Annotated in this window: 12 protein-coding genes; 4 read left to right on the forward strand and 8 right to left on the reverse strand. The window is 47.9% G+C overall.

Features of this window, described 5'->3' with window-relative positions:
* Positions 1–85 precede the first annotated feature (85 nt).
* On the reverse strand, positions 86–580 hold the full coding sequence (locus tag MIC7113_RS28710; protein ID WP_015185693.1) for a hypothetical protein: 495 nt from the start codon (positions 578–580) through the stop codon (positions 86–88).
* Between the two features lie 185 nt (positions 581–765).
* Between MIC7113_RS28710 and MIC7113_RS28715 the strand changes: the two genes are divergently transcribed.
* Together MIC7113_RS28715 and MIC7113_RS36935 are read left to right on the forward strand one after the other, a co-directional pair.
* The gene (locus MIC7113_RS28715; protein WP_015185694.1) at positions 766–1,902 is read left to right on the forward strand and encodes a glycosyltransferase; all 1,137 of its coding nucleotides are present in this window, start codon (positions 766–768) and stop codon (positions 1,900–1,902) included.
* Entirely contained in the window at positions 1,893–2,051 is a 159-nt protein-coding gene (locus tag MIC7113_RS36935; RefSeq protein WP_155898111.1) for a hypothetical protein, read from the forward strand. The genes MIC7113_RS28715 and MIC7113_RS36935 overlap by 10 nt, the downstream gene beginning before the upstream one ends.
* On the opposite strand, the gene MIC7113_RS39360 is transcribed toward MIC7113_RS36935, so the two are convergent.
* A complete protein-coding gene (locus MIC7113_RS39360; protein ID WP_155898279.1) occupies positions 1,981–2,181 on the reverse strand; it encodes a DUF559 domain-containing protein in 201 nt (66 codons plus the stop codon). The genes MIC7113_RS36935 and MIC7113_RS39360 overlap by 71 nt on opposite strands.
* A 350-nt stretch (positions 2,182–2,531) precedes the next feature.
* Here MIC7113_RS39360 and MIC7113_RS28720 point away from each other — a divergent pair, with 350 nt between their 5' ends.
* A complete protein-coding gene (locus tag MIC7113_RS28720) occupies positions 2,532–4,199 on the forward strand; it encodes a B12-binding domain-containing radical SAM protein (protein WP_015185695.1) in 1,668 nt (555 codons plus the stop codon).
* 146 nt (positions 4,200–4,345) lie between these two features.
* On the opposite strand, the gene hpnH is transcribed toward MIC7113_RS28720, so the two are convergent.
* From hpnH to MIC7113_RS28735, 4 genes are all read right to left on the reverse strand, one after another.
* A complete protein-coding gene (gene hpnH, locus MIC7113_RS28725) occupies positions 4,346–5,368 on the reverse strand; it encodes an adenosyl-hopene transferase HpnH (protein WP_015185696.1) in 1,023 nt (340 codons plus the stop codon).
* A 184-nt stretch (positions 5,369–5,552) separates the two neighbouring features.
* Positions 5,553–9,980 carry a CHAT domain-containing protein gene (locus MIC7113_RS28730; protein ID WP_015185697.1) on the reverse strand — a complete coding sequence of 1,476 codons (4,428 nt, stop codon included), beginning with the start codon at positions 9,978–9,980 and terminating at the stop codon, positions 5,553–5,555.
* A complete protein-coding gene (locus tag MIC7113_RS36945; protein ID WP_155898112.1) occupies positions 9,980–10,159 on the reverse strand; it encodes a hypothetical protein in 180 nt (59 codons plus the stop codon). The genes MIC7113_RS28730 and MIC7113_RS36945 overlap by 1 nt, the downstream gene beginning before the upstream one ends.
* Before the next feature lie 269 nt (positions 10,160–10,428).
* The gene (locus MIC7113_RS28735; protein WP_041780262.1) at positions 10,429–10,644 is read right to left on the reverse strand and encodes a hypothetical protein; all 216 of its coding nucleotides are present in this window, start codon (positions 10,642–10,644) and stop codon (positions 10,429–10,431) included.
* A gap of 444 nt (positions 10,645–11,088) precedes the next feature.
* Here MIC7113_RS28735 and MIC7113_RS28740 point away from each other — a divergent pair, with 444 nt between their 5' ends.
* Positions 11,089–11,544 carry a hypothetical protein gene (locus MIC7113_RS28740; RefSeq protein WP_226883554.1) on the forward strand — a complete coding sequence of 152 codons (456 nt, stop codon included), beginning with the start codon at positions 11,089–11,091 and terminating at the stop codon, positions 11,542–11,544.
* A 21-nt stretch (positions 11,545–11,565) separates the two neighbouring features.
* Here the strand turns inward: MIC7113_RS28740 and MIC7113_RS37380 are convergent, their stop codons facing one another.
* Together MIC7113_RS37380 and MIC7113_RS28750 are read right to left on the reverse strand one after the other, a co-directional pair.
* Positions 11,566–12,063, reverse strand: a complete 498-nt coding sequence (locus MIC7113_RS37380) for a PAAR domain-containing protein (RefSeq protein ID WP_015185700.1) — start codon at positions 12,061–12,063, stop codon at positions 11,566–11,568.
* A gap of 14 nt (positions 12,064–12,077) precedes the next feature.
* Complete coding sequence (locus MIC7113_RS28750; RefSeq protein WP_015185701.1) at positions 12,078–13,886, reverse strand: VgrG-related protein; 1,809 nt, start codon at positions 13,884–13,886, stop codon at positions 12,078–12,080.
* Positions 13,887–14,048 lie beyond the last annotated feature (162 nt).

The following is a 14,048-nucleotide window of genomic DNA, read 5'->3' on the forward strand; positions in this document are numbered from 1 at the left end:
GCAAAAATAAATAGCCCCCCTGGGGCAGGGGGGTTGGGTAGATTAGGTTTGATTGGGAATAAAACAGAGAAAAGCGCTTTCTGGGCTAACGAGTGCCGCCACTGGATGCTCCGGCAGTCTGCTGCTGGTAAACACTGACCACTTTCTGAACATATTGAGCTTGAAAGCCACTTTTGCAGCCAGTATATGTACCTGTCATCCACCAACAAGCTGCACTGCGAACTGCCGCCGCCTCATTGCCAGTGGCTTTCATTTGCTTATTGAATTCCCGTCCCGCGATACAACTTACGGTACGGCGTGCCGCATCTGCATCGGCTTCAAATTGTGCAGGTGTTATTTGCTTGCCGATACATCGCTTTGTCCAATCAGGGATAATGCCCGGTAAAACTTGCCACGCGCTGTACATCCCATCATTCGGGCGATTAGGGGGTGCCGCCTGCCGTAGTGCTTCAACCAATGCGTTGAGCTGGTTATCTTTGACTTGTGCTTGTGCAAATCCCGGCATTGCCCACAGCCCCGCACTAACCAGGAGTCCGCTCAGAAGTAGATGTTTGCTTGTTTTGATGAACTTGAAACTCATGCTCGCTACCAATGGTATTGATGTATTGTTTCGCAATAATCTTTTACACTTTTTAGCAATAATATCCTATACCCCTCTGGGGTGAGTACAATTCAACCGAATCGAAACAAATTGGCTATTAGCCCAAAGCTGCGCCTAACGTGGCAAACTGAAAATTGATGAACGGCGAGGTTCTGGCATCAATCATGATTACTGCGCTGGAAATACTGCTTCTTCTCCTCATTAGCGGCTCTATAGTCTTTTATCTGGCTTGTGCTATCTGTACCGTTCAGTTTTTTACCTCTGCTGAGCCAGTGACGGACACTCCCAAACCGCCAGTATCCGTGATGGTGCCCGTTTGTGGTGTTGATGCGGGGGCGTGGGATAATTGGTCGTCATTATGTCGGCAAGATTATCCAGAATACGAAGTTCTATTGGGAGTTACCGACCCTCAAGACCCGGCTGTTCCCGTTTTGGAAACTTTGGTTGCTGCCTATCCTAAGCGAGTGCGACTGTTTACCGACTTAAAGCCTCGTGGGATTAACTATAAAGATAGTAATCTGAGCTATCTGTTGGAGGAAGCTCAACACGAAGTTATCATCTTTGCCGATAGCGACATTCGGGTTCATTCTGACTATATTCACACCGTCACCGCACCCCTCGTCAATCCTGATGTTGGGATGGTAACTTGTGCGTTTATCGCCTACAATCCCCAGTTTTTGGGAGCCGCTTTAGCTTCCTGTGGTCGCTGCTTTGATTTTATTCCTAGCCTGTTAATTGCGCGTATCCTAGATGGTGGGCTGCGGTGTGCGGTGGGAACGACAATTGCCACGAGCAAAACCACTTTGGCTAACTACGGTGGGCTGCATTTAAACCGTATTGGGTCAGACTATAACTTGGGCAAACGCGCAGCACAGGCTGGGTATCGGGTTGAATTGTCTCGCTATGTTCTGGAGTCGGATACAGGACAAGAGAGTGTGGGGGAGGTATTTCAGCGGGAGTTACGTTGGGCGAGGACGATTCGGTACAATCGCGGTGCTCAGTATTATACGATGGTGTTCTGCTACGGTGCACTTTACTGTCTGCCTCTGCTATTAATATCGGGATTTGCGAATTGGGCGATCGCACTGACTGTAGTAACCTGGTTCATTCGTTACGCTCAGGTTTTGGTATCGATTTTCAGTCTGCGCTGTCCTAAACTCCTGATCTGGCTGTGGGCGTTGCCTTTACGGGATTTACTCAGCTTTGTTGTTTGGGCGATGGGGGCGTTTGGGCAAGGTGTTTATTGGCGGGGACGACGGCTGCGGGTGATGGGGGATGGTTTGATTACTCAGTGGGAGTAGTTAAAAGCCAGGGGGAAGAATTAGGGGTGCCAATGCTAATCGGACTGACACCCAAAGTTACTTTTTTGTGCGATCGCATTACGGGTAAAATTTGTGCGATCGCTTCAATCTCTCCAAAAATCGCCGCACCACATCATCTGGATATTTAAAGCATTCATTCGAGTCGAAACGATGAACCCAAACGCCGTGATCGAGAAAGAAACCATCTCGTTTATGGTCTTCTGCGGCGCGAGAGGCTGGGTGATAGGGTTCGCCATCAACTTCTAATATTGCCCAAATGCCTTCACGATGAACTTGAACTCGGTAAAATTCTTTATATAGATGAGGATGGAGCTACTTCAAAAATTGATGTGCTAATACCACAGCACCAGAAGTGCAATTCAAAGCTGGCTTAATGAGATGGCTTGAGGCAAAGTGCGGTAAGCTAGTCCCAATTCAAGCTGACTTTGCTAACTCTCAGATCTGGCACCAATCTCAAGTGAGTTGTTCATGGGACTGGCTTCCTACCTACCTCACCCAACAAATCTCTCCACCGTGGGATGGGTGTCCTGCCTATCCTAAAAAGGGTACAAGATCCGATCCAAAGTACTGCCTGCTTGATTGCTCAGTTTTGTGAGGAGAAGTTCTGGATGACTACTCAATTAAAGTCCTTCGATAATCCAGTTTCTGAAACCCCGGCTGGAAAAACCCGTTATATTCCGCAAAATCATCGACGTATCCTCTGCATTTTTCCCAAATATTCGCGATCGTTTGGCACCTTTCACCATGCCTATCCTCTCATGGGAGTCAGGAAGGTGCGGGCGTTCATGCCACCTCAAGGAATTTTGGTGGTTGCGGCTTACTTGCCCAAAGAGTGGGAGATTCGCTTTATTGATGAAAATGTACATCCTGCCAAACGCGCAGATTACCAATGGGCTGATGTAGTCATTGTCAGTGGGATGCACATTCAACGTCCCCAAATTAATCATATTAATCAACTTGCCCATCGAGCCGGAAAAATTACCGTTGTCGGTGGTCCTTCAGTATCCGGTTGCCCTGAATATTACCCGGATTTTGACATTTTGCATCTGGGGGAATTGGGGGATGCCACCGACCAAATGATTGAGTATTTAGACCAACAGAGGGAACGTCCTAAACAACAAATTCGCTTTGAAACAAAGGAGCGTTTGCCTCTGAGTGAGTTTCCCATTCCTGCTTACCACTTGCTGAATATTAACCACTATTTTTTAGCCAATATTCAGTTTTCTAGTGGTTGCCCTTATCGCTGCGAGTTTTGTGATATTCCTGAACTGTATGGACGCAGTCCTCGCATGAAAACGCCGGAACAAATTCTGGCTGAACTGGATGCAATCCGCCAAGCCGGGAATCCGGGAGCGGTGTATTTTGTTGATGATAATTTTGTGGGCGATCGCCGCGCTCTCATGACGTTGCTTCCTCACCTAATTGATTGGCAAAAACGCAATGGTTATCCCGTGCAGTTTGCCTGTGAGGCAACCTTAAATCTCGCCCAAAGCCCCAAGCTTTTAGAAATGATGCGAGAAGCTTATTTTTGTACTGTTTTCTGTGGCATTGAAACGCCGGAAACGGAAGCACTCAAATCAATTTCCAAAACTCACAACCTCAGTATGCCCATTCTGGATGCCGTGAAGGTTTTAAATAGTTATGGCATGGAAGTTGTATCGGGAATCATCATGGGATTGGATACTGATACCTCTGAAACCGCAGACCGAATTTTAGAGTTTATTCGCTTGTCCCAGATTCCCATGTTGACTATTAATCTGCTTCATGCATTACCGAGAACTCCTTTATGGCGCAGATTAGAGCAGGAAGATCGCCTTGTTTTTGAGGAAGACCGAGATTCAAATGTGGAATTTTTAATGCCTTATGAACAGGTGATTGATATGTGGCGGCGCTGCATTACAGAGGCTTACGAACCAGAGTTTTTATATCAGCGATTTGACTATAATATGGAGCATACGTATCCGAATCGGATTAAGGTTCCCAATAGTCCTGCTCGTACCTCTGGGGCGAATATTCGCAAGGGATTGACGATGTTAGCCAATATTTTGATTCGGGTAGGAGTGTTTAGTCACTACCGCAAAACATTCTGGAAAATGGCTTATCCGAAGCTGAAAGCTGGGAAGATTGAAGGTTTAATTCATGTGGGATTGGTGGGTCATCATTTAATTAAATTTGCGGCTGAGTGTGGGCGTGGGAAGGAAACGGCTTCGTTTTACTCTCAGAAATTGCGGAATAGTCAAATTAAAGAGATGGTGGGTGAGGGTAAGGGAGTTTGAGATCGAAGTTGTTAGTGTCGGAAGAGTTTTTAACGCAGAGGGACACGGAGGAAGGCGCAGAGGAACGCAGAGTTTTTTGGAGGAAAGTTTTTGTTGTTTGTTAATGGATAGGGTGCGTTACGTAAGGAGTAACGCACTCCCTAAAGTTAATTGAAGATTCCTAAGACACTGCCGAAGGAACGAGCAACGTTTTGCGGTTCCATGGCATCCATGGCGGCGGTTGGTTCGTAACCGCAATGCACCATGCAGTCGGCACATTTGGGGTTGCCACTGGCTCGACCGTATTGGCTCCAGTCGGTTTTTTCAAGCAGTTCTTGGAAGGTGGCATAATGACCTTCATTCAGCAAATAACAAGGTTTTTGCCAACCTAAGACGCTGTAACTTGGACTCCCCCAAGGTGTGCATTCGTAATCTCTTTCTCCAATTAGGAAATCTAAGAATAAGGGGTTATGGTTGAAGTTCCAATTCTTCTTCCCCGCTTTGAAAGGAGTGAGAATTTCTCGGAAGAGTGCCCGTGTCCGTTCTTGTTTTAGGAAATGCTCTTGATCGGGTGCCCATTCATAACTATAACCCGGAGAAATCATCATGCCATCAATCTTAAGTGTCTCCAAAAAGTCGAATAAATCTTGAATTTCTTTGGGGTTAGCGCCTTCAAATACGGTGGTATTTGTTGTTACCCGAAACCCCCTGGCTTTGGCGGCACGAATCGCTTTGACGGCAATCTCAAAAACCCCTTTACGGTCAACACATTTGTCGTGTAATTCTCCCACCCCATCGAGGTGGACGCTAAAGGTAAGGTAAGAGGAAGGCTGAAATTTATCCAAGCTTTTTTCCAGCAATAATCCATTCGTACACAGGTAAACAAACTTTTTGCGATCGACCAATCCCTTCACAATTTGGTCAATTTGGGGATGAAGTAAGGGTTCTCCACCCGGAATGGAGACAATCGGTGCACCGCACTCTTCCACAGCAGCAAAGCACTGTTCGGGGGTGAGATTTTGCTTGAGAACATCCGTGGGATGCTGGATTTTGCCACAGCCTGGACAAGCGAGATTACACCGAAACAAGGGTTCCAGCATTAAAACTAACGGGAAACGTTTGCGCCCTTTTAGACGTTGCGTGACTAGGTATTTCCCAACTTCAAAGGCTTGTTGTAGATGAATTGCCATGATGTCCTCTCACCGTTGCGAATTTTAAATTGGGAATCAGTAATTGTTAGAAGGCTACCATTTTAAGACGAGATTCTCGATCAGCGAGTGGTATGCCAACCTAGTTTTGATAGGTTTGTAGTGAGCGCTAAAGCGCTGAAGCGCCTACTACGAACGGGATAAACACTCATCAAATCTGACCCATTTACCAAGGATTGCCAATCATCGTGAACGCACTCCAATAGTAGGGATGAGAAAGATCTGGGCTTCCCAGTTGAGCTAACTCAGGTGGTAAAGGAAAATTACTCTGTGTCGTTATCAGCTTTCCTTCTTCTAAACGCACTTTACCGCCAAGCATTGCCAATTGAGCTTGTCGCAGCGCCTCGGCTTTAATGGGAGCTTGTTTCAATTGCTCGTAGAATTCCGTCATGAACGCCATTGTCCCTTCATCATTGACATACCAGAGACTTCCTAGTCCCGACTTGACTCCCGCCTGCACCGCCAACCCCGCAAAGCCTAATTCTGCATTTTTATCCCCTAGCGCCGTGCGACAGGCGCTTAAGACTAACAACTCCACGGATGCGTTATTCAAGCCGAATTGGCGGAGTTGGTTCAGCGTTAACTTCGTGTTCCATAACTGAATGTAAGAATTGTTGGGCATACCGGGTTGAAATTCGGCGTGGGTGGCTAAATGCACGATGCCAAAGGGTTGTCTAGCACGAGCTTGCTGGAGATTTTCCAGGGTAAATGCCTCGTTGAGGAAGGAGCGACCTGTCCATAACTGCTGTGTGATCAGAGATAACTCGGTGGAGACGGCGGGTAAGGAATTTTGGTCAGAGAATCGGTTCGCACCCATGGCTAACACTTGTTCATTTTTCACATTGGCGTAGCGAGTATCGGTGAGCGAAAGACTCGGCATTAAGCCCACACTATAGTTGGCGATGATAAAATCGCTGCCATCATGCAATGCGGCAAGGGGTAGGGAGCGCAACCCAGTGTCCATAATAAAGACTAGGTTCTTGATTTCTTGCGCTCGTAAGTCCTGTTCCAGAGGAGCCACAAACCACCGATAAAGTTGCTTGGCTGAGACTAAGTAAGCGCGGGAACGGCGGCTAGTCAGGTCATTGCGAAATTCTTGAGCCACTTTGACAACTTGCGATCGCATAGCATTCCGTACTCGCTTGACAATGGGTTTTCCCCGATCCGTGATCAATAACACTTCGAGTGGGTCGCTACCCTGCTCTTCAAAGGAAAGTGTTGCATTGGTGGCGACTTTCTGCAAGCCGAGATAGTTCTGAAAATCTTGTGTCAGACTGTCCTCTAGCCTTGTAAAGCTGGGTTCACTCACCAAAACGGTAGGGGTGAAACGGACATAAATCAGAGCCGGTTTTACACCCGTCTTTTGTTCGATTCGACGCAAAATCTCACGCGCATTATCTAGGGTAGCGACGGGTAGTTGAGTGGATGCCTCTTGTAGAGGAAACGAATCCAATAGGGAGGGAAAGTCCGACTTGGGCGGTTGGAGTTGTACCGGATCGATCCGAGGGGGATTTGTCTGAATCCTATTTTGAGTAATGATTTGAATATTATCCTGAGTGTAACTCCCCAAAAAAGTGCGGTTGGGCGAAATCGTGTTGCTGGGTCTGGTTGTAATTGAGCCAGCCGTTCCATTGGTTGTGGCATTACCCACACTCAAGGGAATGCTCCTATCACCCCCGCCATGACGAATCGTCACTGAACCGCCGCCAGCACCACCGTAAGTCGAGATGCTCGCTGGTCGATCTAATTGTGCAGGGATATCGCTGGGATTAATGGCATCGGGTGGTAATTGCTCCAATGCCCCTGCAACGGTACCTGTAGCCCGGAAAAAGCGGTTCGCGTTAACCTCAACATTACCCCCTTGACCCGCTCCTAAGCTTTGGCTATTGACTAAGTAGGCTTCAATATCGCCAATTGTACTGGTGAGGTTAATATTGCCCCCATTCCCATCCATAGAAGTGGAAATGACGCCTCCCGTAGAGAGGTTACCCCTGGAATTTACGGTAATCTTCCCTCCGGTTCCACTCCCCCCAGAACCCGAAACAATAGACCCAGCAACACTCCTGGTAAGGGGGAAAAGCGTGGAGGGGGTTTGGGGTGACAGGTCGGCAGATGAAACATTAGCGATCGCCAGCAAAGCCTCGAAGGCTTGAATTGAGGTCAGTCCTTGCAAGGTATTGATACTACCAGCCGTACTGCTGAGATTAATATCACCGCCATTCCCCTCTATAGAAGCAGAAACTACTGGCCCCGTAATCAGATTCCCCGCAGAGGACACGGTAATTTTCCCACCCGTTCCACTCCCCCCAGAACCCGACAGTAGCAGTCCGGTGTCGGGAATGGTTTGACCTCGATATCGAATTTCACCTTCTGTCGTATCGATCGCACCAACTATACTGAGCAGGTTAATCTCGCCTCCATTGCCTTCCAAAGAGCCAGAAGCGATCGGGCCTGTCGTAATATTACCCAGAGCACGCAGCGTGATATTTCCTCCCTGTCCAGATTTCTGAGCCACAGAAAACACAGCTCCTTGAGCGTCAAGCGGGTCGCGATCGATAGTTAGCGTACTCTCGCCGCGTGTTTGATCAATCAGGATTTGCCCCGCCGTACTGGTAAGGGTGACGTTTCCGGCATTGCCGTTATTGGCACTAGCATTAATTCCGCCAGTGGTAATGTTGCCGATGCTTGTCAGGGTGATATCTGCCGCATTATCCACCCCAAGATTAACCGGAAGCCCTCCCAGATTAATGGTACCGCCTGTCTGGAGACGATTGGTGCTGATAGTGCCCCCTGCCGTCAGGTTAATTGCCCCAAAACTTCCCAAATCAGCGGTGGTGATGTTGCCTGCCGCATTCAGGGTAATGCCACTACCAGCCAGCAGAGTACCCGTTGCGATCGACCCTGCCGAAATCGATATCCCGCCTTGGGTAAACAGAGTATCCCCAGAATTCATGGCAAACGAACCACCTGCGGTAAAGGTGATGGAACCCTGAAGCAACGACCCTGGAACCAGGAAGGGGTTCGAGCCAAACAAGTTATCATTCAGGTCTTCAATCGTGATAGTGTTACTAGCCTCTAGGATGACGTTGTTCGTCCTTGCCAATCCCGCTACCTCTGACTCATACAGGATTGTGGGTGTCGCATCACCTGCTCGTACCTCGCCTACACCCCCACTGGGACTTCCTCTAAAACTCGTGTTCAAGCCATCTGAATCACCATCTCCAATCCCATTACGGATTAGAATGTCTGTCGGGTCGAGCAGCAAGGTACCCACGTTGCCATGAGCTGCACTTGTATCGACAGTACCCTTGAAGCTGAGGCTTTCCTTGCCCGACACTTCCACAAATCCGCCATTGCCGGACACCGCACCCCCTAAGGCGTTAATCGTGCCCTCAAATCGGGTCACCTGATCCGACCAAAGGATGACTGTACCGCCATCACCATTTAATAGAGCCGAAGCATTAATAGTTGAATCGTTACTCACATCAGTAGTAATGGCATTTGGTACGCTGCCTTTACCTTGAAAACCGCCACCAATTAAGACAGTTCCACCGCCATCGGTGCCAGAAGCGTTAATAGTGGCACCCAATAGACCGACCTTATTGCCCAATAAATTTACACTACCGCCTGTTTGCAGTAGAGATAATGCTTGAGTTGTCCCGATGTTGGATGTGTCGAGAGTGCCCGAAGCTATCACCATTCCTGCCTCAGAGAATAGGGTTGTACCGGAGTTGCTTAACTGCACTTCCCCACTGCTGGAAAATACCAATTCTGTCTCTACAATTCCAGCCGTTCCTGTCAGCAAACTGGGTAAACTTAGAGCCGTAATCGGCAACGACTGACCCGATAGGTTGCGCGGTGGAGCAATTTCCAAACTCAGCAGATGTCCCGGTTGACTAATTTTGACGAGATTCCTACCCTGCACACCTGCAAGGGTAATATTCCCTGATGGGGCGGTAACTTGACCCGTATTAATTACACTGCCGCCAAGTAACGTTAAATTTCTGCCCTGTGGTACGGTTAAATTACCCGCATTGATGATATTTCCGGGTTGAACTTGGTCAAAAGCAAACTGACTTGGGGTACCGATTAAAGTTTGGTAGTCATTATTCCCAATGGCGTTAAACCATACCCCCCCGTCTGAGGTAGGAGAACCAAAGCCAATACCAGTAGCCGTTGTCGCCATGAAATCGGCAGGTATATTGAGGCTGGCATTCCCACCAAAAATAATACCCGCAGGGTTCATCAAAAATAAGTTTGAGTTGCCGCCTGTAACCTGAATCAAACCATCAATAATGGAAGGGGAACCCCCGACAACCCGCGCTAGGATATTGTCAATCGAGTGATTCGATAAAAAATTGGCAATCTGACTATCACTGAGTCCAAATTGTTGGAAACTGTGAAAAAGATTAGCGCGATCGCTGGAAAAGGAACCTCCTGAAATGTCCAATCGATTGCCATTTTGGGTTACAACTGTGTTAGTACCGTCTGGTGTTGGTGTAATGGGTTGAGGAAGTACTGAGAATGTAGGGATGATTCCAGCAAAGAGAATACTAAACCCTAAGAAGCTCAATCTCAGTCGAGGGGGTTGCATTAGTAAATGCCCTGAATATAGAGGTTTTTAATAATATCAAATACAGCTTGTTTTTGATGATTCATTGTCACCCCTTGAAAGGCAGAGCGATCACACATGATTATAGGCGATCGCGCTTCTGTTTCCTGACGGTTCTCCTGTGGAGTCCGAGACGCTTGCACATTCGCCCAGCGCCGCAAGCGGTGATCGCGAAGACAAGTCTGTAGAATCTGTTAGTTAATAGGGTAAGTATCTTTCACCCAAGGAGGCGTCCAAAAACAACCTACACCGAAAATGCGGAGTTGTTTTTGGACGCCCCCTTAGGTTAATGGCTTGCATCCCAATTTTTTGGTCAAAATCAAAGCAGCACACAGATGGCGGAGAACACGAATACCCAACTGCGGCTGCTTTAGAGGTTTTGGCAAAATATCTCTCTACCAGAGAGAGACAATTTTAGAGATGATTCAGATTAAGGAGAAGGAGTACCTGTGCCTGCTGGGGTCTCTGCTGGAGTAATTGTTGTCGCAGGGGTCTCTACCGGAGTAGTCGTTTCTACGGGGGTCTCTGCTGGGGAAATGGTACCTGCCGGAGAAATGGTATCCGTCGGTGTTTCTTCTTTCGGCTGGCAGGCGGCTAGCGTTGTCACCAAGCCCAATAGAACTAGAACGAAGACTTTTGATTTCACGGTAAATATCCTCACATTCATTTCAAGTTGTCGGCGGCTCTCCTATCCTTACAGAAATGTTAAGTTCATTTCAGATTTGCAGGAAAGGACTTTCTGGGGTATTCTCTACTACTCTCGTTACATATAGCAATACCCTAGGGAAGAATACCTACGGTTGCAGGTTCTGCCAAGGGCGATGCTAGCTCAAAGCTGGGCTACACCTGATCAGGGTGCCTATCCTCAAGGTCGTACCTCCCCTGATTACAGGGATACGCTATTACTTACCGATAGCCATTCTATCCGTCCGGACTCTTTCGGCCGTTATCTTGACTCGGCAACAGGGATACTTCCCAAAAAACATAGAACCAAAGAGTGAACACAAAAAACAAATAACCGTTTTTCAGTGTTTGGCTTCGCCCCAAGGATAGAGTTTTCATTTAAAATCCAATAGTCTTCTTTTGACTTTTGACACGCTCCCCTATGTCTCGGATGTACAAACTTCTACCTGTTGTCTTGGTGACCACAACTCTTTTCATGGGTCTGACGGAACGCTACCCCATTGCAACGGCGGGGACTTGTGTGGCGCGTAGCAGTTGTGGGCAGCAGCCAATCAAATTTATACCAGGACAACGCATCACAGTTGAAGTGGTCAACTTGACTCAACGTGTAGTTCAGTTACAAAAAATAGCTGGCACTAACGCCGTTATTATTCGTCCAGGACAGGTGCTGTCTTTTGGACGGGGAGGTAAAACAGAACCCAATTTTTCTGTAGTGGTATGGGATGCGATCGGAGTCCCACTGAAGGTGAATATCCTGAAACCCGAAGCCAGAACTCTACGGATAGAAGTGCGTTCCGGTGGGCGTCCTCCAGGCGATCGCTCGATTTATCTCAAAGATGATGGTCGAGTGGCAGTTTTCTAAATTCCACAGCCAGTCTGATTCTTACCCACCAATCAAAACCGTGGGACAGCCCCTAACAATTTTATTGGGGGGGCCAACAGCTTCCACAATAGTGTCTCCCATACGACAAGCTGGAAGATTGTTAATTAAAACAGTGGCGCTGCCATCAATAACCACACCCGGTCCATGCGGAGGAATAGGTAAAGGTGTACTACACATATGGATGTCTGCACCGCCTGCACTACTCGTAATTGTGCTGCTCATTGTTGCCGCCGTCGTCGCTTTTGTGGTTTCCTCTGCCGCCTTCGCAGCCGGAGCACCCGGTGTACCCGCCGCAGCCAGTGTAGTGGCCTCAGCCGTTCGGATAGCGATGTCAGCCGTTTGCTTCGCTGATTGCAAGGCTGCGGCACTTGCTAGAGGTATACCCCGCCATGCGGGTAGCCCTCCAATGAACACATTGAAGCTGCCCGGTCCTCCTGTCAAGACAGGAGGAAGAGGATGTGCAACAGAATCGGTAATTCTAGCGGCGGCTCTGCTCATAATAACTCCTGTTTCTAATTGAGTTTAATCATGCCACCTTTGACATTGACAAGGGCTGTGCCTGTAATATCGATTTGCATGGCATCAAGGGTGAGTCGTTTCCCTGCTTTGATATTAATTTCACCTGTTTGGCTACTCATGGTAATCCTGGCTAGACCGCCTAGACTTGTTTTGATTTCAATTTTTTGGCTTTTATCATCTAAGCGTACAGAATGACCGTCTTTCGTTTGGATTTCTGCAAATTCTTCCGTGTCATTGAGACGGATTTGATGACCGTAGACGGTATCGATGTAAACTCCTTTCTGACTCGCACCTTTATCCTCATCCACCAATTGGAGTTTGTGACCGAGCCGAGTTTTAAAGGTGCGTAGACGCACACCAGTGCCTCCTACGCTGTTATCTACTTTTTCCGGTGGAGCATCCATTCCATTCCAGACCCCACCAATAACGTATGGACGATGAATGTCCCCGTGTTCAAATGCCACTAATACTTCGTCATTGATCTCCGGCAGGCAGTCAAACCCCCGGTTTGGACCTGCACCCGTTCCCACAACACGCGCCCAATAACTAGCGTGGTCTTCAGTCAAAGTAGGAAACTTGACTCTAACTCGACCCCACTTGTTCGGATCTTTGTTGTCTGTGACAATGCCGACTAAGGGAGTTTGTCCAGTTTGGTGGGGAGTTTGGGGGGAGAGTATGGATAGGAGGTCTCCACCTCGTAAGCCCCGCACGCTAAACTCGGTTGTGTAAACTCGATCGTGGTAAAAGTGACGGGTTTCTGTCACATAGTACTCGCCGCTATACTTCCCCATCTCTTGGACTCTTACGGCCTTCCCCGGTCGGATTTCTGGGTTGCCCTCAGCCTTAGCATCCGCATGGACAAACTCTCCGCCTAACTCGTCACATAACGTTTGAGCGATGGTCTTCGCCTCAGAGCTACTGAAGACAGGCTGATCCACAATAATCATTTTAGGGGTCGGGGGTTGGCCTTTGAAGCTCGTACTCGTCCGGCTGCCTTTGCGATTCTCTGTCTGGGTCAATACCTTTTCTGCACTTGCTGTTTCCAAAATAGGCTGCTTCCTGCCGTAGTCCCAACCCCTGACTTCTACCTCTCTTACCTGTTGAGCACTACTAACTCGGACACTAAAACTATGTAAGTTTTCTAACCACTTAAGTTCTAAGGATTCATCTACTTTGGGTTTACGGAAGTTCAGCTTGCCATCCTGAACAAACAGTTCAAAGCCATTCCGGGCAGCTCGTTCCCGGAAAAATTGCAGATTGGTCTGATTGTTTTGAAAAACATAGCCATTGGCACCAGTGATATCACCGTAGCCATGCGGTCCCCCTGTGTCGTCAATTGTGCCCGTTGGGATTCCTACTTCTCTAGCGATCTTCTTGACAATGTCACTATCTTTCATGTTTTGGAAAGAGCGGTTGTAGCGTCCCCGCTGTAGGCGATGGGAGACATCGTATCCGCGAATAATGACGGGAGCTTGGGTGCCACTGGTAAAGTGGGCTTCCATTGCCGTAATTTCTCCTTCTAGAAGATAGCCTGTATCCTCCTCTTGAAACTCCCTCGCTTCTGTGGTATTGGAAGTGAAACCAATCTTGATAGGCTTGCCAATGGCAAACAAGTTTTGATGCTTCCAGGGCTGGTCTTGTTTTCTGCCTGGACTATAAGCATTTTGGATCACAAGCGTAAACATTCCTGGCAGGTGAAGACTCTCTTCAACGGAGATTTGCAAAATGTCGTCCATTAAGTCCTGAGGGGCTTCGTTGCCATCAATCTCTAACTTCGGTTTGGGTATATAACGCAGAATCATAGATCTACCTCTAGAACGCTTAATGCAGGGTTAATTCCTGTGTGTAGAGTACTAATAAATAGTTGTTATATGTCGTTGGCTGGCGCTGTTATGGCGATTTTCAGTGGTATGAGGTACAGCCAAGAAAGAGTGAAAGCTAGACACAGCAAAGAGAACAAAAAA

The sequence above is a fragment of the Allocoleopsis franciscana PCC 7113 genome (assembly GCF_000317515.1).
GTDB classification, from domain to species: Bacteria; Cyanobacteriota; Cyanobacteriia; order Cyanobacteriales; family Coleofasciculaceae; genus Allocoleopsis; species Allocoleopsis franciscana.

Coding starts and splice junctions, on each gene's coding strand:
- MIC7113_RS28710 (WP_015185693.1), bottom strand. CDS start 580: ATGAGTTTCAAGTTCATCAAAACAAGCAAACATCTACTTCTGAGCGGA.
- MIC7113_RS28715 (WP_015185694.1), top strand. CDS start 766: ATGATTACTGCGCTGGAAATACTGCTTCTTCTCCTCATTAGCGGCTCT.
- MIC7113_RS28720 (WP_015185695.1), top strand. CDS start 2,532: ATGACTACTCAATTAAAGTCCTTCGATAATCCAGTTTCTGAAACCCCG.
- hpnH (WP_015185696.1), bottom strand. CDS start 5,368: ATGGCAATTCATCTACAACAAGCCTTTGAAGTTGGGAAATACCTAGTC.
- MIC7113_RS28730 (WP_015185697.1), bottom strand. CDS start 9,980: ATGCAACCCCCTCGACTGAGATTGAGCTTCTTAGGGTTTAGTATTCTC.
- MIC7113_RS37380 (WP_015185700.1), bottom strand. CDS start 12,063: ATGAGCAGAGCCGCCGCTAGAATTACCGATTCTGTTGCACATCCTCTT.
- MIC7113_RS28750 (WP_015185701.1), bottom strand. CDS start 13,886: ATGATTCTGCGTTATATACCCAAACCGAAGTTAGAGATTGATGGCAAC.